Origin of the sequence: Glutamicibacter sp. NPDC087661, assembly GCF_044743275.1 — a bacterium.
GTDB lineage: Bacteria > Actinomycetota > Actinomycetes > Actinomycetales > Micrococcaceae > Glutamicibacter.
The window spans coordinates 504,422-528,189 of the sequence record NZ_JBIUWE010000001.1; the positions used below are offsets into that span (position 1 = coordinate 504,422).

A 23,768-nucleotide genomic window follows, 5' to 3' on the forward strand; every position below is an offset into this window, starting at 1 on the left:
CGCTCAGGACGCTGGGAAGTCTTTACTTCTCGGCGTCCTCAACAGGCTTGTTGTTCTTTTCAGCAGGCTCAGCCGTGCTCATTGGCCGTGCGGCAGCTGACTCGGCCTCCGCTGCATCACTATCGTGTTCGGCGGCCTTGGAGGCGGGTTCATCCTTCGCAGGCGAACTGTTCTTGGCATCAGCCTGAACAGCATCAGATTTTGGCTGGTCACCAGACTCCTCTGGCGCGGCCTGGACATTGGACGCTGTGCTTCGGGGTGTTGCGGAGTTCGGCGATTCCGCTGCCAGGGGAGTGACCTTGTCGGTGTTAATGCTTGGCGCGGCGACGGCGGCCGGCTTTTCCGGAGCCTTCTGGGCCGGTGCTTCTGGCTGGGGAGCCAAAGGGCGCGGAGCTTCCACGACCGACAATGGCTGGCCACCGTACTCCGCGATGTTCTGGTCCAATTCGCGTAGCATCTCTTCGGCCTCGGCGATGCGCTCGTAGTCCTTGGAATCCAAAGACTTCACCAGCCACTGCGCCAGCGCGAATTCGGCGGCCAGCGCGGCGCGACGCATGATGTGCGGATCCGCAGCCTTGCCGCGGGCTTCGACATAGGCGGTGAAAACGCGCTCGCTGAAGCTCTGGTCTTCTATGGCCGAAAGCCAAGCGAAGTCATCAGCGGGATCACCGACGTGCAAATCTGTCCAGCCCTTGACTGCAGTGATGCTGGAATGGGAAATCTGCAGCTGCTCTTCATCGAAGTCGCCGTGAACTACGGCAGCGTTGAAACGCCACAGCGCCACGTCCTCCATGGCGTGTTCCCAACGGCGCAGTAAACCGCTTGGCACCTTGCCCGTAGCCGCGGCCGTATCCAGTTCGTTGAGTTTGCGCTGTCGAATCTCGTCGGCAGTGTAGGTCGGCAGGCCTGCCACTTCAACAGCTTCATCTGGGATCTGGTGGATGGCAGCCATGCATTGGCCCAGCGACTTGGCCAGGTTGCTGCCGACATCAACCAATTCATCGAGGGTCGGAACGTGTCCGGGCATATCCTTGTAGACAAAGGTGCGCAGTGGGCCCTGGCGCACGGTGCCGGCTACGGCAGGCAAGGAAAACGGCAGTGAAGCGCGGACCTTGGCGGAGAAAGCGCGCAAGGCCGAAAGCTCTGCTTCCAGACGCATGCTTGCCTCGTCATGCCGAGGTGAACGAACGCGCCAGCGATGCTTGAGTGCGTCGACGATCAATGCTGAGTCAAAATCTTCTGCATCGTCGGACAGCGCCGCGAAGCCTACCGGAGTCAATCCGGGGACGGCGGCGGTGGCAATTGCGGCGAGTTCCATGGCAGTGCGTTTCACAAGTTCCACCGTATGCGAGATTCCCTTTTCTATCGTTGAATGACGCACGGAATATGGCGGGATTCACCGGCAACATTCAGAGTTGCGACGAATCTCATTGATCAACAGCTATCCACATTGAGCAAGCATCAAGATTCTGGAGCGCTATGTGCATTAGGTTAGAGGTATGGCTCTGGCAGAAACTTATCGAACCCCACTTACCGGACTTCACTTCGGACAGTCTCTGATTGAGCGCCCACTGACCGAAAAGCAAGACCCGATGCTTTTGCCTGGCCTATTTAAGCAGCGCAGCACCAAGGTGCTGCTGATCAGTGGTGGTGGCGCGGCAACTATCGGCTCTGATCTCTTCTTTCTCAACGGCACGGACTACCTCGCAAAAGACTCCGAGCGCCAGGTGTACCTGGGGCGTGCATCAGGCACGGAATACGTTCTGGCTCTCGTTGATGCCGAGGACTATGCCTCCAGCGGCATCGAGCGCTGGACGACGCTACGTGAAGGCTTCAACCTGCTCAATGAACTGCATGCAGAACTCTTCGTTGAAGCGCAGGCGATCGCCAATTGGATCCGTTCAGAGAAATTCTGCCCACGCTGCGGTTCACCCGTTAGGGCTGCCACCTTCGGGTGGGGCCAGCGTTGCGTGAACAATGACCACGAGCTTTTTCCACGTACCGACCCGGCAATCATTGCCTCGGTGATCGACAGCCAAGATCGATTGCTGCTCGGATCCAACGCCACCTTCAAGCACCGGATGTACTCGGTGCTTGCAGGATTCGTCGAAGCAGGGGAGTCCCTAGAGTCTGCTGTGCGCCGCGAGATCTTTGAAGAATCCGGTGTGCGTATTGGAGAGGTCGCCTACCGCGGTTCCCAGCCCTGGCCAATGCCGCGATCGCTGATGCTCGGTTTCGCTGCTGAAGCCTTGAGCGAAGAGCTGGTTCCGGATGGTGCAGAAATCATGGACCTTCGCTGGTTCACACGAGCCGAACTGCGTGAAGCTCTGGAATCAGGAACAATAGATATACCGCGCGGAGTCTCGATAGCCCACGCATTGATCCGTACCTGGTACGGCGAACCCCTTCCGGAGGCCCTGAGCAAGTGACCGAATACGACAATCCGCCAGCAGACAATTTGCTGGCGGGACTGGATGCTGAACAGCGGCAAGCAGCTGAAACCCTCAGCGGTCCACTGTGTATTCTGGCGGGCGCAGGAACCGGCAAGACCAGAGCAATTACCCACCGGATCGCCCACGGCGTGCATACTGGCATCTACAACCCGACCAGTGTTCTCGCGCTGACTTTCACCACGCGTGCAGCTGCGGAGATGCGTACCCGCTTGCGTCAGCTCGGCGCACCCGGCGTGCAGACGCGTACCTTCCACGCAGCTGCCTTGCGCCAGCTGCAGTACTTCTGGCCGCAGGCCGTTGGCGGTACCCTGCCGAACTTGGTAGAACACAAGGCCCCGCTCATTGCGGAGGCGGCGCGTCGCCTGCGCATTTCCAGCGACCGCGCCATGGTCCGTGATCTGGCTGCGGAAATCGAATGGGCCAAGGTCTCCATGCATACCCCGGAAAGCTACGCCAAGATTGCGTCTTCCCGAGAACTGCCCAACGGTCTCGAAGCAGTGAGCATGGCCCGCATCTTCCAAACCTACGAAGAGCTCAAAGATGACCGCGGAGTTATCGACTTTGAAGACGTACTGCTGCTGACCATTGCAATTCTTGAAGACAATGAAAAAGTCGCAGCCAGTGTACGCCAGCAGTACCGCCACTTCGTCGTCGACGAGTACCAGGACGTTTCGCCGTTGCAGCAACGGCTCCTGGATCTCTGGCTTGGCCAGCGCAACGAACTGTGCGTGGTGGGCGATGCCTCCCAGACCATCTATTCTTTCACCGGTGCACGCCCAGACTTCTTGCTGAACTTCGGCACACGGTTTCCGGAAGCAAAGGTCGTGAAGCTGGTACGCGATTACCGCTCCACTCCTGAAGTCGTGAACCTGGCGAATAAGGTGCTTGCTAATCGGCGCATTGAATCCCAAGTCCCTGACCGTAACGTGACCTGGCCCGAACCACTGGAACTCATCGCGCAACGCGATCACGGTCCGGCCCCTGAATTCTTTGAAGCGACGGATGACGAAAATGAAGCCGAGGAAGTCGCCCAGCGCATCAAGCAGCTGCTCAAAAACGGCCAGGACATCTCCGAGATTGCCATCTTGTACCGCACCAACGGGCAGTCCCAGGCTTTTGAGCAAGCACTGACGGCGTATTCCATCCCCTACGTAATGCGTGGTGCCGAGCGGTTCTTCTCCCGTCGCGAAGTCAAGGAAGGGATGCTGGCCTTGCGGGCCGGCTTGAGCGTCGCCGCAGATACTCCGGTTGCGCAGATGGTGCGCGATGTGCTCTCCTCGCACGGCTACTCGGCGAATGCCCCAAGCGGCGGCACTGGTGCGGTGCGCCAGCGTTGGGAATCGATGTCGGCACTGGTTCGCCTGGCCGACGAAGTCGTTGCGCTTAAAAAAGAACAAGACATTGATGCCACATTGCACGATGTGGTCAAGGAATTGGAAGACCGCGCAGCGATCCAGCACGCGCCAACTCTGGATGGCGTCACCTTGGCATCATTCCACGCAGCCAAGGGGCTGGAATGGGATGCTGTATTCCTGGTTGGATTGAACGAAGGCCTGGTCCCGATCTCCTATGCCAAGGACCAAGCGGGCTTCGATGAAGAACGGCGGCTGCTGTACGTGGGTATTACCCGCGCACGGAAGCACCTGTACCTGTCCTGGTCGCTGGCAAGGACCCCGGGCGGACGCGCGCACCGATACCCATCACGATTCCTCGATGGAATTAAATCGGTACGCCAAGCCAGCAGCAGGCAGCAGACCACCTACCGCAAACGCGAACAGAAAATCACGCCCGCAGTCTGCATGACCTGTGGATCCTTCTTGACCAGTGCAAAAGAGCGAAAGCTCAAACGTTGCGCCTCGTGCCCTGCTGCCTATGATGAAGCGTTGTTTGAGACTTTGCGTGAATGGCGATCGGAGGTTGCCCAATCCAACGCGGTCCCGGCATTCGTCATATTCACCGATGCAACCCTCATGTCCATCGCGGAGCACCAGCCGGATTCAATCCAGGGATTGTCGAAGATTCCCGGGGTGGGACGTAGCAAGCTTGAACGATATGGCGAGGCGGTGCTTGCGGTCGTTGACGAGCGCCGCGCATAGGGTTCTCCACAAGTTGGCGAATTGGTCCGAAGCTGTTCAGGCTAGGACGTAGCTTAGAGATCACGTAGTGAGCGGACAGGAAGGTCCCCGGCCGCTGCCATAGATGAGGAAAGAGGCGCAATGCAATGCCAGCTTTTCCAAACACCGTCGACTTCGTCGCGCCGGATGAGATTCCAGTGCGGGTTCTCCGCTCGGCCAAGCGCAAGAAGACCATTTCCTCCCAGTGGCGCGATAACCGGCTGATTATCCAAGTCCCTGCAGCGCTGGACGAAAAAACGGAACGCGCTTTCGTTGATGAGATGATCTCGAAGTATCGCAAGGGACGCCAAGCGCGTACCGCGGGTCATACCGATGATGCGCTGGAGCGCCGAGCGGCATCTCTTGACCAGCAGTACTTCGCCGGCGAAGCCGCGCCGCAATCCGTGCGTTGGGTAGCCAACCAAAATAAGCGTTGGGGTTCGGCTTCATATCGGCAGCGCAGCATCCGCTTATCGGTCACGTTGCAGCATATGCCCAGCTGGGTGCAGGACTATGTTCTAGTCCACGAGCTTGCGCATCTGGTGGTCCCGCGGGCCGGCCACGGACCTAGGTTCCAGGCTTTGCTGAACCGGTTCGAACGCCGAGCGCAGGCGGATATTTTCTTGGAGGCATTCCACGCAGGCTACAACGCTCACGCCAAGGAATTGGGCCGGGCCCAGGATGAACTTTCGGGTTTCGGCCATGACGAGGAACAGTAGCTCAATGCACGAAGGAGGGATGTGCACTCGTGCACATCCCTCCTTCGAGGTTTCGATCTAATCAGTTCTTCGGATCCTCTGGATTCCCTGAACCGTCATCGCCTTCGGCTTCGGGTTCAGCGTTGTCGAAGCCGCCGTCCAGAAGCTTACCCAGTGCTGCGTCAAAGTCGTCGAACTCGGTCGCGGCAACTTCACGGCGATGCGTGAAGCCCTTGGGATCGGTGAGGTCTTCCGCGGTAGGCATCAGATCTGGGTGATCCCATACGGCATCACGGCCCTCGATTCCACGTTCGTCGTACAAGTGCTCCCACAGGGCAGCCGCTTCGCGCAGCTTGCGTGGGCGCAATTCAAGGCCAACCAGAGATGCGAAGGCAGTCTCAGCTGGGCCACCCGAAGCTCGGCGGCGACGCATCGTCTCGCGCAGGTGACCAGCAAATGGAAGGTTCTGGGCGGCCAAGGAGACCACATGATCAACCCAGCCCTCGATCAATGCCAACGTCAGTTCTAGGTTTTCTAGAGCCTTCTCCTGAGCGGGGGTGCGCTGCGGGGTGAACAATCCTTCACCCAGCATCGACTGCAGCGCTTCAGGGTTGGACGGATCGATACCGCGTACTGCTTCTTCAATGCGCGACATGTCGATATGGATGCCCCGAGCATAGGATTCCACGGCACCAATCAACTTGGAGCTTAGCCAAGGGACCCGGTTGAACAATCGTGCGTGTGCGTTCTCCCGCAGAATCACATACAGCAGGACTTCCTGCTCTGGGATTTCAAGGCCATCGCCGAACTTGCTGACGTTGGCCGCGACAATGCCTGGAGTGGTTCCTGCCAAAGGCAGGCCGATATCGGTGCCGCCAAGCACATCGGTTGCCAAGCCGCCCAGTGCAGTGCCCAGCTGCATGCCGAACATGCTGGCTCCGAGATTGCGGAACATGCCATCGGAATTGCCGAGCATGCCCTTCATCTCTTCGGGGATCTGATCCTTCATCGCGGTGGTGATTGCGTTAGCTACCGACTCGGCAACAGGCTCGGTGACCTGCTTCCAGGTGGCCAGGGTCTTGTCATACCATCGTTTACGAGTCCATGCCTCGGTCGAGCGGCCGTTCGACTCGAACACCGTAGCGTTGTTCAGCCACAGTTCAGAAAGGTTTGACGCATCGCTGATGGCGTTGTTGCGCGCGTCCGATACCGCCGGATCATCGCTGGCATATGCCTGCAAAGCGGTGTCGGATGCAAGCTTCCAGTTCACCGGACCGGAAGACGCGTTATTGCTCATCATCGCGGACATCATGGCCTGGGCCTGCTGCATCATTTTCTGCATCGCAGCCGGATCGCCTTGAGCACCAAGGGCATCACGAAGCTGCGGCGGGAGGTCATTCGGGTCGAATCCGCCACCGAAGAGCTGACCAAACATTGCAGAAAATGGGTCCTGCGGATTGTTTTCGTCGTCATCGCCGTTAGGGCGGTTATTCGGGGGGTTCTGTGCCATGCCTTTAAAACTACCGCGAGTAGCTGATAGTTCCCATGAATCTGGGCTTCAGTTCGCTTTCGGCACATCGAATACGCCTTGATGCTGATGCTTTTAAACCCAGGGCTTCAGTAGGCTAAGGGTGGGGATGTCTGCAAGGACGGATCCGCGTATTTTTTGACAGTTGGCGGGAGCAGGATCAGTGCACGTACAGGAACCACAAGACTCGACTTTGGAGCCAGGCGATTCCAGCCGCACTCCGCGAGGTTCCAAAACCATGAAACGCACCAGCTCCGGCGTCGTTGCGCTCCTCCTGATCGGCGTCATGATGTTTCTCCCGACGAATTTCATGATCCGGTCGCCTGGCCCAGTGTTTAACACTCTTGGCGAGGACAACGGGCACGATGTGGTCTCCATCAAGGGAGCCCAGTCATACCCTTCGGAGAGCGTCTTGGATCTGTTGACCATTTACGTCCAGGGTGGCGGGCAGAACCGAATCACCATACCTGTCGTACTTGAAGCATTGGTCAATTCGGCCAAGGATCTAGTTCCTGAAGAAACCATCATTTCTCGTGGTGTCTCTTCGGAAGAGAAGAATGAACAAAATGATTTCATGATGACTTCATCGCAGGACTTGGCTGTGGCAGCGGCTTTGGCCGAGCTGGATCAGGGCTTTACCGAGTGGCTTACGGTCGCTGAGTTCTCCACCGGCACGAATGAAAAAGTGCTTGAGCCCAAGGATCGCCTTCTGAAATTCGAAGGAGAGCAGATCACTTCGCTGGAACAGCTGAAGGAAGAACTGAATTCCCGCGGTGCAGAACCAGCAATCTTGACCGTTGGCAGACCGGATAAGCATGGCGTCTACAGCGACGTAGATGTCACTGTGAACACCAAGGAAGCCGAGAATGGCGAACGCCAGTTGGGTGTCTTCCTGGGCAACGAATACGAGTTCCCTATCGATGTGAGCTTCGGGTTGGAAAATGTTGGCGGTCCCAGCGCCGGCATGATGTTTGCCTTGGCGATCATTGACCGCCTGACGGAAGGCTCATTGGCGGGAGACCACCACATCGCAGGTACCGGTGAGATTTCAGCCGATGGCAAGGTCGGTCCAATCGGTGGAATCGCCCAGAAGATGGTGGCGGCGAAGAATGCCGGAGCAACCGTCTTCTTGGCCCCAGCCGACAACTGCGCTGAAGCCATAGGGCGTATTCCTGCCGGACTGGATGTCATCAAGGTTGCAACCCTGTCAGAAGCTCGCCAGGCATTGGAGAAGATCGCCGCAGGTGAAGACCCGGCGACTTTCACGACATGCGAATAGATTTAGCCGGGCATCAAGGGAAGAATGTGATGCAAGGAAACCAGTCTCGTACACAACGCCCGTACAAGAATTAGGTACACGAGTTCTCTTGTTGGGAACAACGGGAAGAACCCAAAGTAAGGAATAGATAGTGTCTTTCGGATCGGATAGTCCGTTCGGGGGTCCGCCGCGGCCCCAAGAACCACAACGACCTTCCAACCCTTCGGGCAAGAAAGCCTCGCCGCTGACCCTGACCATCTTCGCGGTGGTCATTCTCGTCGCAGTCTTCGTTTTCTTGTCGAATTTCTACGCTGATATCCTCTGGTTCAACCAGCTGGGTTTCTCCGAGGTCTACTGGACTGAGCGGATCTCCAAATTAGTGATCTTCCTGATCGCTTTGGTGCTGATGGCGGTTCCAATGTGGTTCTCGATGCGCAGTGCCTACAAGCACCGCCCTGTCTATGCGCCAAACTCGACCCGACCTGATTCCATGTCGCGCTACCAGGCCCAGCTGGAACCAGTCCGCCGATTCCTGATGGTTGGCATTCCATTGGTGATCGGCATTTTCGCTGCCGTTGCCGTGGCCGGACAGTGGCAGACCATCTTGCTGTTCTTCAACCAGGTCGGTTTCGGTAGCACTGACCCCCAGTTCAACATGGATCTGGGCTTCTTCGTTTTCTCCCTTCCATTCATCGCACTGGTCAACGGCTTCCTGATCTCGGTCGTGCTGCTCAGCGGCGTGGCTGGTCTGCTGACCCACTACCTCTACGGCGGAATCCGCGTTGAAGAGCGTGGCGGCATAACCGTTGGCAAGGCCGCTCGGGTGCACACCGCAGTTGTTGTCGGAGTCTTCTTGATCTTCCAGGCTGTGAACTTCTGGATCGGCCAGTACGAGACCCTCACCGACCAGTCCGGCCGTGTCGCCGGTGCACTGTACAAGGATGTCCACGCTGTCATCCCTGCACAGATGATTCTGGCCATTGTGGCAGTCCTTATCGCCATCACCTTCGTGATTGCGGCAATCAACGGTCGCTGGCGTTTGCCATTGATCGGCACCGCCATGCTGGTAGCAACGATGATCGTTGCCAGCGGCGTCTACCCGTTCCTGATCCAGCAGTACAAGGTGGTCCCTTCCCAAAGGGCGTTGGAGAGCGACTATATTGAGCGCAACATCGAAATGACGCGCTTGGCTTTCGGTCTCGACGATGTCGAAGTTACTGACTACGATGCGAAGATCTCGACTGAGAAGAATGCGCTGGCCGAGGAAACCTCAACCACCGCGAATATCCGCCTGCTGGATCCAAACCTGGTTTCGGCTGCTTTCGCGCAGCTGCAGCAGTTCCGCGGCTACTACACCTTCGCCGAGACCCTTAACGTCGACCGTTACGAGATCGACGGCAAGGTGGAAGATACCGTTATTGCCGCCCGTGAAGTGAACGTGGACCCAACCGACACGTGGGTGAACCAGCACATCAACTACACCCATGGCTACGGCCTGGTGGCTGCCTACGGTAACCGCGTGGCTGCCGGTGGTCGTCCGGACTTCATGCTCGGTGGCATCCCGACCTCCGGTGATTTGATTACCGACGAGGATTACGAGCCGCGGATCTACTTCGGTGAGAATTCTCCGTCCTACTCCATTGTCGGCGGGCCGGATGAGGGATGGACCGACCAGGAACTTGACCGTCCAGGTACCGGTGGCGAGAACCAAGACACCCGCTATACCTTCCAGGGCGATGGCGGTCCGAACGTTGGCAACATGTTCAACCGCTTGGTCTACGCACTGAAGTTCGCCTCCACTGACCTCTTGCTCTCACAGAACGTCAATAGCGAATCGCAGATCCTCTACGATCGTGATCCTCGCGATCGCGTGAGCAAGGTTGCTCCGTACCTGACGCTGGATTCCCAGGCGTACCCTGCCATCATTGATGGCCGCGTGCAGTGGATCATCGATGGCTACACCACCTCCAACGACTTCCCGTATTCGCAGCAGCAGCAATTGGACTCGGCAGTGACCGACTCGCTGACTAATGCGCAGGACCTGTCTTTGACCGGCCGCGTGAACTACCTGCGCAACTCGGTGAAGGCCACCGTCGACGCCTATGACGGAACGGTCAAGCTTTACGCCTGGGACACCGAAGACCCGATCCTGCAGTCCTGGCAGAAGGTCTTCCCTACGGCATTGAACCCGTTGGATGACATGTCGGCTGAGTTGATGGAGCACGTACGTTACCCTGAGGACATGTTCAAGGTGCAGCGCGAAGTGCTAACCACCTACCACGTGGACAACCCGGACGCGTTCTACGAGTCCAACGACGCGTGGGCTGTGCCGGATGATCCGACCTCATCCGCCGCTGGCGTGAAGCAGCCGCCATACTTCATGTCCTTGAAGATGCCGACCCAGGATGAAGCGTCGTTCTCGCTGACCTCGACGTTTATCCCTGCTGCCGCGGCCAACGGCCAGCAGCGCAACGTGCTCTTCGGCTTCCTTTCGGCCAACGCCGATGCCGGCTCCGAACCTGGGGCGAAGGCCGAAGACTACGGCAAGCTGCGCCTGCTCGAGCTGCCACGAGATACTGCGGTTCCTGGCCCAGGCCAAGCACAGCAGAACTTCGATACCAACACACGCGTGACCACTGAATTGAACCTGCTGCGTCAGGGTGCTTCGGAGGTCAAGAACGGCAACCTGCTGTCGCTGCCAGTTGGCGGCGGTATCCTCTACGTTCAGCCGGTCTACGTTCAGTCCTCGGGACAGACCAGCTACCCGACCTTGCGTAAGGTCCTGGTTTCCTTCGGCGACAAGGTTGGCTTCGCCGATACCTTGGCTGAAGCACTGGATGAGGTCTTCGGCGGTGAGTCCGGTGCAGTGACTGGTGAGACCGAAGGCGTTACGCCAGAGGATGATCCAAAGGGCGAGAAGGAACCAACCAAGACTGATACCCAGAAGCTCTCCGAAGCTCTGGCTGATGCGAATGAAGCCATCAAGAATGGCCAGGAAGCGCTGGCCAAGAGTGACTTCGGAGCCTACGGCGAATCGCAGAAGCAGTTGGAGGATGCCTTGACCCGCGCGATGGACGCAGATGCGGCCATCAACGGCACCGAGGTTGACGGGGATGTGAAACTGGACGACGGACAAAATCAGGACGCAGCCCAATCGCCAGCACCCCAGGACGGTGCTGAAGGCTAAGCACTAGCATCAGCTGACCGATTTGCTTTCACTCCGCGATGATGCAAGAATTGTCTAGTCATCGCGGGGTGGAGCAGTTCGGTAGCTCGCCGGGCTCATAACCCGGAGGTCGCAAGTTCAAATCTTGCCCCCGCCACGAATGGCAAAATGGAGATCCTAACGGATCTCCATTTTGCGTTAATCTGCAAGTTGCCCGTTGCCGGATCAGTACCCGTGAATTGATGCGGGAACTGCCGTCAACCCATGTACGGGAAGGGGGCGGTCGCCGGCATATGTGTAAGTTGGGGCCGAAGGCTGACGCAGTTCCAGGCCTACCGCAGGGCCCCGGGCGCTGGAAGGCCCGAGAATCTTCCCCTGAGCGGGCTAGGGTGATCGCAGCAGACTCTCAGGCACCTTGTGGCGACGGGCTACCCGCCGGAGTGTGCAATCATGCGGCGGAAGACCCCTGGGGTCTTTGAAACCCGGGTAACGCCGGGCCGAGGCATCTGGATATAACCAAAGGATAATTCGGATCAGGTCGGACATTTAGGCGTAGTGCGATTAAGGACACTCTTTTCGATTCGCTATTGAGTTCACCAGTTGGTAATGTTGTATTTACCGACGCGGGGTGGAGCAGTTCGGTAGCTCGCCGGGCTCATAACCCGGAGGTCAGAGGTTCAAATCCTCTCCCCGCCACGAAAGTGGAAACGGAGATCCGGAAGGGTCTCCGTTTTTGGTTTAACCGGACTTCTCAGGCCTGCGCCAATGGGCGACCGTGGCGTTTATTTTGGGCTATAGGCAATAAAGTGTGTCTGACCCGGGCGTGTTCCCGGGCCAGACAACCTTAAAACCCTGCTCTAGTAGATATTCCTCATCCACTCACTGCGAATGAATTGCCCATCCTCAGTGCTGGCGCCAGTGCCATAAAGCTCCGGGCCGATTGGTGCTTCATCAACTATGTGCTGCGCCTTCTTCTTCGCTTCGGGAGTGTAATGCTCCGGGCGCAACAGTGTCCGCAAGGCCGGGTGGTTCCCGTCATCCGCATGCGTCCAGCAGAACCACTCGCACGCCCGCCGGCGATGCTCAATGGGCATCCCTCGGTGATAGAAAATCATGGCCCGGATGCCGGAGTTCACCGCACCTTCAATCATGTTCGTCGTCGCGTTGATCCCCAAGCCGTTCAGATCTGTATCCAGGTAGGTGAACAGGTGCCCGCGTCGCAGGGCGTTATTCATGGACTCGTAGGCGCTGCGTAGCCGATCGTGGGTGTACCACCACTTGCGGTTGCGTCGCAGGCCCCGCGGCCAGGCACCGGACCAGTCAGCAGCGTAGGTGCGTTCATTGATCAGCTCGTGGTTTTCGGCATGCCACGCAGCGAAGGCGGCAATCCATTCTGCTGCGGCTTCCTGCGTCCGGATTTTCGTGAGTTTCAGGCTCAATCGACGTAATGACTTCCCTGCAGGCAAACGCGGATTCAGGGTCAGGTAGGTGCGCACGTTGCGCTGGATATGCACCAAGCAGCGTTGAATTTTCACGTTCGGCCAGAACTCTTTGAGCGCTTTCATCAGGCCTGATCCGCCGTCGGTCACCACGACTTTCGGTCCGGGGAAATGCTGCAGCAACACGGTCCAGGCCTCGGCTTTTTCGCGGTCGCACCACTGCCATCCGATGACACGTCCGTGAGCGATGGCGATCAGCAGGCACCAGCCTTGGCGCAGATAGATGCCGTCGACTTGGATCTCGTCGAAGACTTCGCCGGTGTGATGCAGGTAGGGGTGCACGTTCCAGCACCAAGCGGTCTGATGCCGGAAGGTGCGGCCGGTTCCGCCGCCGAATTCGGCTTGGGAATGTTTGCTCATCAGCCAGGTGACGAAGCCGGTGAGTTGGTTGCGGGCGGTGGTGTCTTCGCGTTTGAAAACGGTGCTGGCATTGCAGGTGATGCAGCGCCAGCGCTGGGTTCCTTTGGAGGTGGTTCCGTTTTTCTTCAGTCGGGAATGACAGATAATACAAGTATGGGATTGTCCAGTAAGCTTCACACTTATGGATTCAATACCCATGTGAACCTTGATCCTGCCCCGGCTGTCCGGGGCAGGATCAGGTTTTCAGACACACTTTATTGCCTATAGCCCTTTATTTTTATTCAAGCTCGCCGGATGGGTCTGAAAAGCTTTCCCTTCATCCGGGGGAGAGCCTGTGCAGAGTTGGGCGGTTGCCCCCGCTTCGCGAGCCGGGGGTGTCCTGGTGATGCAATGCACTATCCCAGGATTGGCCAAGTCATTCACTGATTGGTAATGTTGTATTTACCGACGCGGGGTGGAGCAGTTCGGTAGCTCGCCGGGCTCATAACCCGGAGGTCAGAGGTTCAAATCCTCTCCCCGCCACGAAAGTGGAAACGGAGATCCGGAAGGGTCTCCGTTTTTGGTTTAATTGGATTTCTCAGGACGGCGCCAACGGGTGAGCGTGGCCAAGCGCCAGTAGGCACATGATCGACTTCCCGATGGGGGAGCAACTAATATGTCCGCATTCACTGGGCCGAGGCGGACAGGCAGCGGACCCATGGCGTTGATTTTGTTTCGAGCCCGCCGGATGGTCCTGAAAAGCTTTCCCTTGACCCTGTGGAGATGCCGTGGGGAGTGGGGCGATTTCCCCGCTTCATGAGCCAGGGGTCTCTTGGTGACGCAATGCACTATCCCAGGATTGGCCAAGTCATTCACTGATTGGTAATGTTGTATTTACCGACGCGGGGTGGAGCAGTTCGGTAGCTCGCCGGGCTCATAACCCGGAGGTCAGAGGTTCAAATCCTCTCCCCGCCACGAAAGTGGAAGCGGAGATCCGGAAGGGTCTCCGCTTTTGGTTTAAGCATTAAAGAAGTTGGCTGGCAATGCTTTCGCACTGCCAGCCAATTGACACAGTTCAGAGAGCAGAAAGTTTAGCTCTCCAAAGCATCGGTTTGTTTGGCCTTCAGAGCGGCCAGACGGGCTTCCACCTCGGTCTGCTCACCCAGATCTTCCAGAGACTCGAACTGGGAGTCCAGGCTTGATGCCTGCAATTCTGCAGCACCGCGAACGCGGGCTTCTTCGCGACGAACCTTTTCTTCGAAGCGACCAATTTCGCTGGACGGATCCATGATGTTCACGGACTTGATGGCTTCATTGACCTGGTTTTGAGCGTGTGCCGACTTGGAACGGGCGACCAGCTCGTCGCGCTTGCTTGCCAGTTCGGTACGCTTTTCCTTCATCATGTTCAAGCCGCTTTTGAGCTTGTCCACGATCTCGCGTTGCGAAGCGATCGTCGGCTCGGCGGTCTTCATCTCGGACTCGGCCTGCATCTGGCGCTGGATGGCGACCTTAGCCAAGTTGTCGAACTTCGAGGCATCATCGGCATTGCCTGCAACACGGAACTCTTCTGCCTTGTTGGATGCTGCCAGAGCCTTGTTGCCCCACTCGGAAGCTGCCTGCTCGTCTTCGCGGAAGTCGTCTTCCAGCATGCGCAAGTTGCCGATGGTCTGGGCAATCGCCTGCTCTGCTTCAGCAATATTGTCGTTGTAGTCGCGCACCATCTGATCCATCATTTTCTGGGGATCTTCAGCTGAGTCGAGCATTGCATTGATATTGGCCTTGGCCAACTGGGAAATGCGTCCGAAGATTGACTGCTTGATCATGGTTGGACCTTTCTGTCCGTCAAGAAAACACTATGAACTTGAAACCTTCTGGTGAAACTGGTCCGGCAAGCTAGAAGTTGCCGCCTCCTCCGCCTCCGAAGTCACCTCCTCCAAAGCCGCCTCCGCCGCCGAAGCCACCGAAGCCGCCCCCGCCAAAGAAACCTCCACCGTCGCCGCCATCGGAATGACCGCCATGGCCTCCGCCGCCGAGGATGGTATTGATCAGGATGCCTCCGAGCATCGCGCCACCGATGCCATCAAACATCCCGCCCCCGCGGCCACGGCCGTAGTTCCCGTAACCGCGCGAGTCGCCGAAGCCGTCGAATCCGCTGACGTCGCTTTCGGCCATCTGCGCAGCTTGGTCAGCTAGCTGAATGGCACGCTGTGCGGAACCTACAGCACGCAGCGGATCGCTGCCAGAAAGCGAGCGCGCCTCATCGAAGGTGCGCTGCGCCTCAGCAAGGCGGGTTCGAGCTGAAGAGCGGACGCCGCCGCGACGGGCACGGATGTAATCGTCGGTACCGCTGATGCGCGACGCTGCGGTGTGCAGCAACGAATCCAGTTGTGCACGGGCTGATTGTTCCTGCTGAGCCTGGTTACGCGTACTTGAAAGAGCTTCTGAAAGCGGGCGAACGGACTCATCGAGCTGGGTGATCAAAGCCAGCGGGTTGTATTTGCCGCTGCTCAGTGCTTGCTTGGTATTCGCCAGAGTGCTTTCGACACCGGCCGCGGCGCTGGAAAGGCGGGGATTTGCTCCGTTGCCAACGAAGGCGTTCGCTTGAGCCAGGTCGCGTTCGGCCAGCGCGATTGCGGACTTCAAGTCTTGCTGGGCCTGCCCCAAGGCTTCGCCAGCCTTGTTGATGGCCTTGAGCAGCACATCGGCCTGGTCGTGGGCTTCTTCCGCATTCTGGATCAAGATCGCGGCATTGGATCGGTCAGTGGCCAGTTTCTCTGATGCCTGCTTCAAGGCGGAAGAAGCAAAGGTCAGGCGCTCGGCGGCCTGGTCGGCGTTGTCCTTGATCTGCGATACTGCGCTGGCGTCATATTGGCCGGCAAGGCGTTCCAAGTCTGCCACGCGGGCCGACAGCCTCTGGTTGAGCGGTTCCTGGTTCGCCGATACCTCAGTAATGCGATCCTCGGCATTCTGCTCCAGCTGGCGCAATTGCTTGAACTCGTCAGCATGGGCCTGCAGGGAACTGTTGACCTTCTTGCAACGGTCGATGATTTCATTCAACCATGAACGCTGATCTTGCTCGGTATCGGGGATATCGTCATCCAACTGCTGCTGCAGGCGGAAAGATTCAGTCAGGTGGTTCTTGGCTTGTTCAATATCCTCCACATAGACCTGGACAGCCTGCTTGCCGTATTGTGCTTCGGCGAAGCCCAATTCTTGCTGCGAAGAACGGATCGAGTCATCTGCAGCCACCAGCAATTGGTCTGCCTGCAAACGGAGCTTGTCCAGGGGGACCAGTTGCTGCTGCGGAGCAGGGGCGCCGTACTGTCCTGGGTGTTGGCCTTGGCTCTGGCCGAGTTGCGCGGTCTTCTTCTTGCTGCGCCGTGAAAGGAAAAGGAACCCAACCACAGCAACGGCACCAATGGCCAGTACGACGGTTAGGAAACCACCGCCAGAGGATGAACCATCTGGGCTGCCTCCACCTTCAACGCTGCGCATGCCAGCGATGGCCCCCTCGACTGCACCGGCCCAGTTTTTCTCACTGAGTGCCGGGCTGATTTGGCTGCTGTAGATTTCAGTATCGGCTTTGGCAATCGGACCGCCTTCGGCGCCAGCAAAATATGCTTGGCGGGTCTCGGTTGCCACCACCAGGATGGAGTCAGCGCTGCCCAAACCCTTTTGGTTGGCAACTTCGGCGGCCCATTGATCTGCCTGGTCTGGGTTGGAGAACTCGTCGACGAATATCGCAAACAGGTTTAGTCCGGTATTGCTGCGAAGTTCCTTAATTTCGGATTCCAAACGCGTTTCGTCGGAGCCGAGCACGCCTGAAGAATCGACGACGAAGTCGCCAGGTGGAATCGTTACAGGCGATTCAGCCATCGCAGGTGCCGATAAGCCGAAAGAGGCTACCGTTGCCAATATTGCTCCAGCAATCAGCCGTCGAGCTTTCATACGCATGTCTTGTTCCCCACCTGAAATGCATCAGTCAATCTAAAATCGGGAGAATCCCGATCTGGTGATCCCCGAGATTGGGTTCACACTTATGATTGATTCTATTTGCCCTAATGAACAACGTCTACGACATTCAGCTGGCAGAATAGTTAACTCACAGCCGGTGCTCAGACACCACAATTCGATGCCACAGACCAGAGTTGGATAATAGAACTCAAGAGATTCGACAGTTCGAAAGAGGCAAGCCATGAGCCAGACACCGAATGAGCCACGTGGGAACGATGCGGGCGATTCAGCAGAGCCAATTAACGACACCAATAACGACCCAATTGCTTCGGCCGAACCTACGGTGCGCTACCCGCGAGTGAATCAGGCTCCAAGCGCCAGCGAGAATCCAACCAGCGTTTACCCCGCGCCGTCCGTTGACAGAACGCAGAACGCGGCCCACTCCCACGGACAGCATTCCGACGCCCAGCAAGTCCAGAACGGCTCTCCCTACGGTTCCCCTTACGGCCCTCCGTCCAACGAGCCTGCGAATTACCCGATCCCGCCCGAGAAGCCTTCCAAGGACAAGAAGTCCTTCTCTGGCAGCACGCTCATCGCCGGAATGATTGCCGCGGCCTTGGTAGGTGGCGTCACTGCCGCTGGCACGACCTACCTGATGAATGACGACGCGGGGTCTTCCTCGGTGAGCAGTTCGCCGCGTGAGGGCGTGGTGATCAACAACCCGGACAAGGTCACCGAAGTCACCGCCGCTGCCGCCAAGGCAAGCCCAAGCGTGGTGACCATCGAGGTTTCCGGCAACGGTTCTGGCGGTTCCGGATCGGGCATCGTCATGGACGACAAGGGCAATATTCTGACCAACACCCACGTGGTTACCCTGGGTGGCGAAGTTGCCAATCCCAAAATTTCGGTCCAGATGAACGACGGTTCGGTGCATAGTGCCACCGTGGTAGGCACAGATCCTCTATCGGACCTGGCAGTCATCAATATCCCGGCCGACGGCCTGGTGCCTGCCGCCGTGGGTTCCTCGGCCGAGCTGAATGTCGGGGATACCGCTGTCGCCATCGGCGCACCGCTGGGTCTAAGCGGCACCGTCACCGACGGCATCATTTCCACCTTGAACCGCACCATCTCCATCGCTTCTTCGGCCGTTCCGAAGGAAAGCGACCAGAGCGAGGGCGGGGATGGCAACCAATTCAACTTCCAATTCCCGGGACAGGAACAAGAGCAGCAGCGTTCAAGCGGTTCGATCTACGTAAACGTCATCCAGACTGACGCGGCGATCAACCACGGCAATTCCGGCGGCGCATTGGTCAACGCCAATGGTGAAATCATTGGTGTCAACGTTGCTATTGCCTCGGCAGGCAACAGTGAAGAAGGCGGATCGATTGGCGTTGGCTTCGCGATCCCTATCGACTACGCAAAGCGTGTTGCCCAGGAACTGATCGATAACGGCGTGGCTACCCACGGTCTGCTCGGAGCCACGGTGACCCCGCAGGGCGCAGCTGGATCGAACCAGCAGAACGCTTCGGCGTTCTCGGTGGGTGCCCGCGTTGTTGAAATTAGCCCTGACTCGGCAGCTGATAAGGCCGGTCTGAAGTCCGGTGACGTGATCACCGGCGTCAACGGCCGTGCAGTCCAGGACTCGCAGACCGTGACCGCGGCCATCCGCGAGATTCCAGCCGGGGGAGAAGTGGAAATCAGCTACCTTCGCAATGGCAAGGAACAGACCGCAACAGCAACTGTCGGAGCGCTGTCAAATAACTAAACAAATCGTCATGATGACGCTGTGAAACAAGTAACGCGGGCTGGTGATCGACTAGCCCGCGTCACTTGTTGATCTGAGAGCGATAAACACCCAGTGAACTGCATTGTGTCGATACGATAGACACTGAAGGAATTAGCCTGCCCCGGTGCCCCGCACCGGTGCGGGCATCGAAGCTCGTAGGAAGGCGCGAATGAGCGAGGAAAGCACCACTCCACTGAAAATAGTGGTCCTGGTCAAACACGTCCCAGATGTTCAATTTGACCGTCATATCGATTCGGGAACGCTGCGCCTTGACCGTGCAGAATCAGTACTCTCCGAACTTGACGAATACGCCGTGGAAGCTGCTGTTTCCATCGTGGAAGCCAACGGCGGATTCGCCGCCGGGCATGAAGTCATCGCCGCGACCATGGGCGGCAAGGGATCGGGCAACTCCGTCAAGAAGGCCCTGCAGATGGGTGCCAGCTCAGGGCTGCATCTGAACGATGACGCCTTGGCCGGTTCCGACACCATCGCCACGTCGAAAGCGCTTGCGGCGCTGGTTGAGCATGCCGGCAACGTGGACCTGGTTATTACCGGGATGTCCTCGACCGACGCTGAAACCTCGGTTGTTCCAGCCCAGCTCGCAGAACGGCTGGGCTTTGCGCAGCTGACTCACGCGCTGGCCGTTGAGTTCGATGCCGCACAGCGTGAACTGGCCATTAAGCGCGATCACCTGGACCGCACTTTGACCCTGAAGGCGAACCTGCCGGCAGTGCTCTCGGTCACCGACCAGGCCAACGAGCCGCGCTACCCGAATTTCAAGGCAATCATGGCTGCCAAGAAGAAGACTGTCACCGAGCTGGACCTGGCCGCTATCGGCCTGGATGCAGCCGCGGTCGGCGCCCTCGGCTCGAACACCGAAGTTATCGCAGCTGAAGCCCGCCCTGCGCGCCAAGCCGGAACGGTCATCAACGACAGCGGCCAGGCAGGTATCGCCTTGGTTGATTTCTTGGCCGAACAGAAGCTGATCTAAGGAATATTGAACATGCCTTCAGCACTAGTATTTTTCACTGAGCTTTCCGCGGCTCCCTCCAAAGGCCAGCGCGAACTGCTGACCCTGGTCTCTGGTTTCGAGAACCCGGCCGTGGCCGTTGCCAACCAAGTCAGCGACGAAGCCCAGCAGGTTCTCGCTTCCTATGGCGTGGTGAAGCTATTCACCGCTTCCGGCGATGCCCCAGTTTTCGGCCAGCACGAAATTTCCGTGCTTGACGCAGCCGTGCAGGCTACTGCCGCCAAATTGGTCTTGCTTGCTAATGACAATTTCAGCCGTGAGCTCGGTGCCCGTTTGGCTGTGCGCCGCAACGGTGCGATTATCACCGACGTCATTGGCATCAGCGGGGATCTTGTAGCTACCAAGGATGAACTGGCAGGAAGCTACAGCGTTCAGGCCAGGGCAACCAACGGCACCCTGTTTGCCACCTTGAAGCCGAACAGCATCGAAGACGCGCCAGCGGCCTCCAGCACCGCCTTGGCAGTTGAGGAATTGGCTTTGGAGAACTCCAACGATGCCAAGGTCCGGATTGCTGCGGCGGAGGCGAAAGGCGCAAGTGATCGACCTGCCCTGACCGAAGCGCGCGTCGTGGTTGCTGGTGGTCGTGGTGTCAACGGAGACTTTGGCCCGGTTGAAGACCTTGCCGATGCCCTGGGAGCTGCCGTGGGCGCTTCTCGTGCAGCTACCGATGCCGGCTGGATCTCGCACGATGCGCAGATCGGCCAGACCGGTGCCACCGTCGCACCGCAGCTGTACATCTCTGCCGGCATCTCGGGAGCGATACAGCAGAAGGCCGGAATGCAGACCAGCAAGTTCATCATCGCGATCAACAAGGATGTCGACGCCCCGGTGTTCGAGATCGCAGACCTGGGTATCGTTGGTGACCTGGCCAAGGTCCTGCCGCAGGCCGCCGAAGAGATTCGACGTCGCAAGGCATGATCGATACAGCGCAATTCATTGGTGCAGGCGCCCAACGGGTCCTGGCCTTCGGCGCCCATCCCGATGATCTGGACTTTGGGGCAGCCGGGACGGTAGCGGCCCTGACCGCGGCGGGGGCAGAGGTTCAGTATTGCATCATGACTGACGGCGACGCCGGCGGTTTTGATGACCGGGATCCTGAGGAAACGGCTAAGCTGCGCCACGAAGAGCAGAAACAGGCCGCCGCCAAGGTGGGTGTGAAAACGGTCCACTTCCTTGGCGAACGCGATGGCTTCCTGGAAGCCAACCACGATGTCATGCGCAAGGTGGTCCGGCTGATGCGCCAGGTGAAGCCAACCATCGTGATTGCAATGCACCCGGAGCGCAAGTGGGATCGGATACAGGCCTCGCACCCAGACCATCTGGCCTGCGGTGAAGCGGTCACCCGTGCGATCTACCCGGCGGTGGAGAATCCGTTCTCCTACCCGGAGCTGCTGCATGGCGAAGGACTGGAAGCCTACAAGGTGCCTTGGCTCTGGTTGTGCGGGGCTCCGCAGGAACGCGAGAACGCCTATGTGGACATCACCGAATTCTTCGAGAAGAAGATGGACGCCTTGCGTTCGCACTTCACCCAGCACCCGGATGTTGCCGCCATGGAAAACTACGTTTTGCAGCAGTGCGAGGAAAACGCCGAGCGTGGCCAGCTGGGAAAGGGCAAGCTTGCCGAAGCATTCCACGCAGTTGCCGTGAACGCCCGCGACACGATAGCCGGGTTCTGAGTATCCAGGCAAAGCAGACCGGAAAAAGTTCGGGGCGAAGATCAAGAATTGATCTTCGCCCCGAACTTTTTGGCTGGCCAGAGGTGAGCTGCTAGCTCTCGTCTTCCGTTGCCTTGTCTTGAGCCAGTGGCAGGTCGACCGATGCTTCAGCATCTTCAGATGGAGCGTCAGGGATCTTGGATCCCTCAATGGTGATGTGGAGGGCAATCACGTCTTCAGCTGGAGACAGCCCAGCCGCGGCATCTTCACCGGTGCTGGAAACGATCACGGAGACGCTGCCGGACTCATGCACGGCCCATGCAACGTACTGTTCCGAACCGTCCAGGGCAGGCAGCTCGGAGAGCTCGACACCCACAGCGCTTTCGGACTTCGACGAGCTGAGCACCGCTTGGCCTCCGCTCTTCAATTCGACGGTCTCGGTGACTGCATCATCGGCCTTGGATGCTTTGGACGCCTTGGTGCCTCCATTGAGCAGGGAGAAAATGACCACCGCTAGGACAACGATGATGGCAAGTCCCGTGACAGCGAAGATCCAGCGCTTAGGCTTTTTCTTGGCTGCACGTGAACTGCTGGCCACTTGGCTCACCAGATCTAGACCCAGGTTCTCGTCCTGGGGCTCGTCGCGGTGCTGAGAATGGCTACCGTTCATTGTCTTGGATTCTCCCGAAATGTAGTCGGCACAGTTCAATACCCGAAAACTGCGGGTACAGACTCGAGCCTACTTTATAAAGATTAGGTAAAGCTGTATGCGTGGCGCGGGCTGGCTGGTACTTTATGCGCCAGCGAAGCCGTGCTGGCGCCAAGCTTCGAAGGCTACCACCGAAGCGGTATTGGCCAGATTCATCGATCGGCGGCCTGGAAGCATCGGCAAGCGGACCAGGTCGTTGATGCGCGGATGCTTCTTGTCTTCTGCGCTCAAGCCAACCGATTCACGGCCGAAGAGCAGGATGTCGCTGGCCTCGTAGCTGATATCCGAATAGACAGTAGTTCCTTCGGATGTGAAGGCAAAGACCCGGCCTTCTCCCAGTGCTTCAAAGGCTGCGTCAAGATTTTCATGCACCGTGACGTAAGCCAGGTCGTGGTAGTCCAATCCTGCGCGACGCAGGTTGGCATCCTCGAAGTTGAAGCCTAATGGCTTGACCAAATGCAGTTCTGCGCCGGTGATGGCGGCTAGTCGGATAGCGTTGCCGGAATTACCCGGGATCTCTGGGGCATTGAAAACGATACGAAACACTCAACCAGTTTAAGCTCTCACCAACAAGAAATAGGCCATTGACCTTAGTACATCGCTTCACGTAACTGCGCCAGGGCTAGGCGATCGACGACATTCGGCGATGGGCCAGAGCCCAAGAAGAGTTTCAACTCGCGAATCAATCCCGCTGCATTGAGCACATTCGGAGTCGATGCAAGTGTTGGATCGGCATTGCGCCGGTACTCAATGACCGGTTCGTGGTGATTGCCGTTGGCAGAAAGCACCAAGGTGAACGCAACTACGTTCATCTGCATGAATTGCCGTTGCAAACCGGAGATGGAGAACTGCGGAGGCTGCGTCAGCTTATTGCCGTGGCGCAAGACATTGCCATCAAATGAATAGTAGCCATCGGGCAGAGTCATCGTATTGATCACCGCCATGCGGTAACCGGCAATCAGCACATGATCGTAGTGCCCCGACGCGGGCGAACGCAGGCCGTTGACCAAACGGGCAGCTGGCAAGATATTCAGGACGTTCTTGGAAAGCAGGTTGATGGTCTGCGCCTCGCGGATCAGCCGTGCACGGTTGGAGAACAGACCGCGTTTTCGGGGTTCTCCATGAACGCGCTGCTCACAGACTTTTCTGTCCAGCAATGTAGGAGACGTATCCGAGAACGGTGGAACATATTCGGTGGGCAACTGCGCCTTGGGCTGCTGAGGGCTCTTGCGCAGGCGCTCGTCAAAAGGACGGGCGCTGAACCCGGCGCGTGGAGCGTTGCCCGGAGACTGGAAGGTCTGCTCATAACCCAGCGGAGACGCCATCTCGCTGAGCTGCTGGAAAGCGCGCTGTACTTCTTTGAACTTTTCTTCGCTGCCACCGAGATCGGGATGGGTCGCGCGAGCGGCCCTTCGGTAAGCGACCTTGATATCTTCCATGCTCGCAGTAGGCGCGACACCAAGAATTTCGTATGGGCTTGGTGTACTCATTGAACGGAGGAATCCTCTCGGTGAAAAAGACCGGATGGCCAGTGTTCCCCAGTTTAGCGAATCCAACCCAGCAAATTCTTTGTAGAAGC

At 58.0% G+C, this 23,768-nt stretch carries 17 protein-coding genes and 4 tRNA genes; 13 read left to right on the top strand and 8 right to left on the bottom strand.

Translation table 11 applies throughout. From position 1 onward, the window contains the following. Window positions 1-22: 22 nt before the first annotated feature. On the bottom strand, window positions 23-1,333 hold the full coding sequence (locus ACIOTN_RS02450; protein WP_105657502.1) for a phosphotransferase: 1,311 nt from the start codon (window positions 1,331-1,333) through the stop codon (window positions 23-25). 259 nt (window positions 1,334-1,592) lie between these two features. Between ACIOTN_RS02450 and nudC the strand changes: the two genes are divergently transcribed. The 3 genes from nudC to ACIOTN_RS02465 all read left to right on the top strand — a co-directional run bounded on the left by nudC (window position 1,593) and on the right by ACIOTN_RS02465 (window position 5,286). Beyond that, complete coding sequence (gene nudC / locus ACIOTN_RS02455) at window positions 1,593-2,429, top strand: NAD(+) diphosphatase (protein ID WP_286134184.1); 837 nt, start codon at window positions 1,593-1,595, stop codon at window positions 2,427-2,429. Then, entirely contained in the window at window positions 2,426-4,549 is a 2,124-nt protein-coding gene (locus ACIOTN_RS02460) for an ATP-dependent DNA helicase UvrD2 (RefSeq protein ID WP_105661506.1), read from the top strand. Before nudC ends, ACIOTN_RS02460 begins: the two co-directional genes overlap by 4 nt. 125 nt (window positions 4,550-4,674) lie before the next feature. Next, a complete protein-coding gene (locus tag ACIOTN_RS02465) occupies window positions 4,675-5,286 on the top strand; it encodes a M48 family metallopeptidase (protein WP_105661505.1) in 612 nt (203 codons plus the stop codon). A 61-nt stretch (window positions 5,287-5,347) separates the two neighbouring features. On the opposite strand, the gene ACIOTN_RS02470 is transcribed toward ACIOTN_RS02465, so the two are convergent. Next, window positions 5,348-6,775, bottom strand: coding sequence for a zinc-dependent metalloprotease (locus ACIOTN_RS02470; RefSeq protein WP_402734761.1), 1,428 nt, complete (start codon window positions 6,773-6,775; stop codon window positions 5,348-5,350). 256 nt (window positions 6,776-7,031) lie between these two features. Here ACIOTN_RS02470 and ACIOTN_RS02475 point away from each other — a divergent pair, with 256 nt between their 5' ends. From ACIOTN_RS02475 to ACIOTN_RS02490, 4 genes are all read left to right on the top strand, one after another. After that, window positions 7,032-8,072: a PDZ domain-containing protein gene (locus ACIOTN_RS02475; RefSeq protein ID WP_133833706.1), complete on the top strand. Its 1,041-nt coding sequence runs from the start codon at window positions 7,032-7,034 to the stop codon at window positions 8,070-8,072. Between the two features lie 130 nt (window positions 8,073-8,202). Then, on the top strand, window positions 8,203-11,238 hold the full coding sequence (locus tag ACIOTN_RS02480) for a UPF0182 family protein (protein WP_105657496.1): 3,036 nt from the start codon (window positions 8,203-8,205) through the stop codon (window positions 11,236-11,238). Between the two features lie 62 nt (window positions 11,239-11,300). Beyond that, window positions 11,301-11,374: transfer RNA gene (locus tag ACIOTN_RS02485), tRNA-Met, on the top strand. Window positions 11,375-11,839: 465 nt separating this feature from the next. Continuing rightward, window positions 11,840-11,913 (top strand) — tRNA-Met (locus ACIOTN_RS02490). A 161-nt stretch (window positions 11,914-12,074) separates the two neighbouring features. On the opposite strand, the gene ACIOTN_RS02495 is transcribed toward ACIOTN_RS02490, so the two are convergent. Next, a complete protein-coding gene (locus ACIOTN_RS02495) occupies window positions 12,075-13,274 on the bottom strand; it encodes an IS1249 family transposase (protein ID WP_402695966.1) in 1,200 nt (399 codons plus the stop codon). A gap of 250 nt (window positions 13,275-13,524) precedes the next feature. Between ACIOTN_RS02495 and ACIOTN_RS02500 the strand changes: the two genes are divergently transcribed. Both ACIOTN_RS02500 and ACIOTN_RS02505 read left to right on the top strand, forming a co-directional pair. After that, a tRNA-Met gene (locus ACIOTN_RS02500) sits at window positions 13,525-13,598 on the top strand. A 358-nt stretch (window positions 13,599-13,956) separates the two neighbouring features. Beyond that, a tRNA-Met gene (locus tag ACIOTN_RS02505) sits at window positions 13,957-14,030 on the top strand. Between the two features lie 116 nt (window positions 14,031-14,146). Here the strand turns inward: ACIOTN_RS02505 and ACIOTN_RS02510 are convergent. Together ACIOTN_RS02510 and ACIOTN_RS02515 are read right to left on the bottom strand one after the other, a co-directional pair. After that, entirely contained in the window at window positions 14,147-14,878 is a 732-nt protein-coding gene (locus tag ACIOTN_RS02510) for a PspA/IM30 family protein (RefSeq protein ID WP_105656844.1), read from the bottom strand. Between the two features lie 70 nt (window positions 14,879-14,948). After that, a complete protein-coding gene (locus ACIOTN_RS02515; RefSeq protein ID WP_402734762.1) occupies window positions 14,949-16,931 on the bottom strand; it encodes a TPM domain-containing protein in 1,983 nt (660 codons plus the stop codon). Between the two features lie 319 nt (window positions 16,932-17,250). Between ACIOTN_RS02515 and ACIOTN_RS02520 the strand changes: the two genes are divergently transcribed. From ACIOTN_RS02520 to ACIOTN_RS02535, 4 genes are all read left to right on the top strand, one after another. After that, window positions 17,251-18,774 (top strand): S1C family serine protease, encoded by a 1,524-nt coding sequence (locus ACIOTN_RS02520; protein ID WP_402734763.1) that lies wholly within the window; start codon window positions 17,251-17,253, stop codon window positions 18,772-18,774. Window positions 18,775-18,964: 190 nt separating this feature from the next. Then, window positions 18,965-19,786 (top strand): electron transfer flavoprotein subunit beta/FixA family protein, encoded by an 822-nt coding sequence (locus tag ACIOTN_RS02525; protein ID WP_181149011.1) that lies wholly within the window; start codon window positions 18,965-18,967, stop codon window positions 19,784-19,786. A gap of 12 nt (window positions 19,787-19,798) precedes the next feature. Further along, window positions 19,799-20,743: an electron transfer flavoprotein subunit alpha/FixB family protein gene (locus tag ACIOTN_RS02530; RefSeq protein WP_105661500.1), complete on the top strand. Its 945-nt coding sequence runs from the start codon at window positions 19,799-19,801 to the stop codon at window positions 20,741-20,743. After that, window positions 20,740-21,501: a PIG-L deacetylase family protein gene (locus ACIOTN_RS02535; protein WP_105661499.1), complete on the top strand. Its 762-nt coding sequence runs from the start codon at window positions 20,740-20,742 to the stop codon at window positions 21,499-21,501. Before ACIOTN_RS02530 ends, ACIOTN_RS02535 begins: the two co-directional genes overlap by 4 nt. Before the next feature lie 91 nt (window positions 21,502-21,592). Here the strand turns inward: ACIOTN_RS02535 and ACIOTN_RS02540 are convergent, their stop codons facing one another. The 3 genes from ACIOTN_RS02540 to ACIOTN_RS02550 all read right to left on the bottom strand — a co-directional run bounded on the left by ACIOTN_RS02540 (window position 21,593) and on the right by ACIOTN_RS02550 (window position 23,679). After that, window positions 21,593-22,150, bottom strand: a complete 558-nt coding sequence (locus ACIOTN_RS02540; RefSeq protein ID WP_105656839.1) for an anti-sigma factor domain-containing protein — start codon at window positions 22,148-22,150, stop codon at window positions 21,593-21,595. 123 nt (window positions 22,151-22,273) lie between these two features. After that, complete coding sequence (locus ACIOTN_RS02545; RefSeq protein ID WP_105656838.1) at window positions 22,274-22,735, bottom strand: tRNA (cytidine(34)-2'-O)-methyltransferase; 462 nt, start codon at window positions 22,733-22,735, stop codon at window positions 22,274-22,276. A gap of 44 nt (window positions 22,736-22,779) precedes the next feature. After that, window positions 22,780-23,679, bottom strand: coding sequence for a J domain-containing protein (locus ACIOTN_RS02550; RefSeq protein ID WP_105656837.1), 900 nt, complete (start codon window positions 23,677-23,679; stop codon window positions 22,780-22,782). Between the last annotated feature and the right edge of the window lie 89 nt (window positions 23,680-23,768).

What these genes read in the sequence shown, in the direction of transcription:
- ACIOTN_RS02535 (WP_105661499.1), top strand. Translation starts at nt 20,740, where the DNA reads ATGATCGATACAGCGCAATTCATTGGTGCAGGCGCCCAACGGGTCCTG.
- ACIOTN_RS02510 (WP_105656844.1), bottom strand. Translation starts at nt 14,878, where the DNA reads ATGATCAAGCAGTCAATCTTCGGACGCATTTCCCAGTTGGCCAAGGCC.
- ACIOTN_RS02465 (WP_105661505.1), top strand. Translation starts at nt 4,675, where the DNA reads ATGCCAGCTTTTCCAAACACCGTCGACTTCGTCGCGCCGGATGAGATT.
- ACIOTN_RS02525 (WP_181149011.1), top strand. Translation starts at nt 18,965, where the DNA reads ATGAGCGAGGAAAGCACCACTCCACTGAAAATAGTGGTCCTGGTCAAA.
- ACIOTN_RS02520 (WP_402734763.1), top strand. Translation starts at nt 17,251, where the DNA reads ATGAGCCAGACACCGAATGAGCCACGTGGGAACGATGCGGGCGATTCA.
- nudC (WP_286134184.1), top strand. Translation starts at nt 1,593, where the DNA reads ATGCTTTTGCCTGGCCTATTTAAGCAGCGCAGCACCAAGGTGCTGCTG.
- ACIOTN_RS02475 (WP_133833706.1), top strand. Translation starts at nt 7,032, where the DNA reads ATGAAACGCACCAGCTCCGGCGTCGTTGCGCTCCTCCTGATCGGCGTC.
- ACIOTN_RS02540 (WP_105656839.1), bottom strand. Translation starts at nt 22,150, where the DNA reads ATGAACGGTAGCCATTCTCAGCACCGCGACGAGCCCCAGGACGAGAAC.
- ACIOTN_RS02530 (WP_105661500.1), top strand. Translation starts at nt 19,799, where the DNA reads ATGCCTTCAGCACTAGTATTTTTCACTGAGCTTTCCGCGGCTCCCTCC.
- ACIOTN_RS02550 (WP_105656837.1), bottom strand. Translation starts at nt 23,679, where the DNA reads ATGAGTACACCAAGCCCATACGAAATTCTTGGTGTCGCGCCTACTGCG.
- ACIOTN_RS02470 (WP_402734761.1), bottom strand. Translation starts at nt 6,775, where the DNA reads ATGGCACAGAACCCCCCGAATAACCGCCCTAACGGCGATGACGACGAA.
- ACIOTN_RS02515 (WP_402734762.1), bottom strand. Translation starts at nt 16,931, where the DNA reads ATGGCTGAATCGCCTGTAACGATTCCACCTGGCGACTTCGTCGTCGAT.
- ACIOTN_RS02495 (WP_402695966.1), bottom strand. Translation starts at nt 13,274, where the DNA reads ATGGGTATTGAATCCATAAGTGTGAAGCTTACTGGACAATCCCATACT.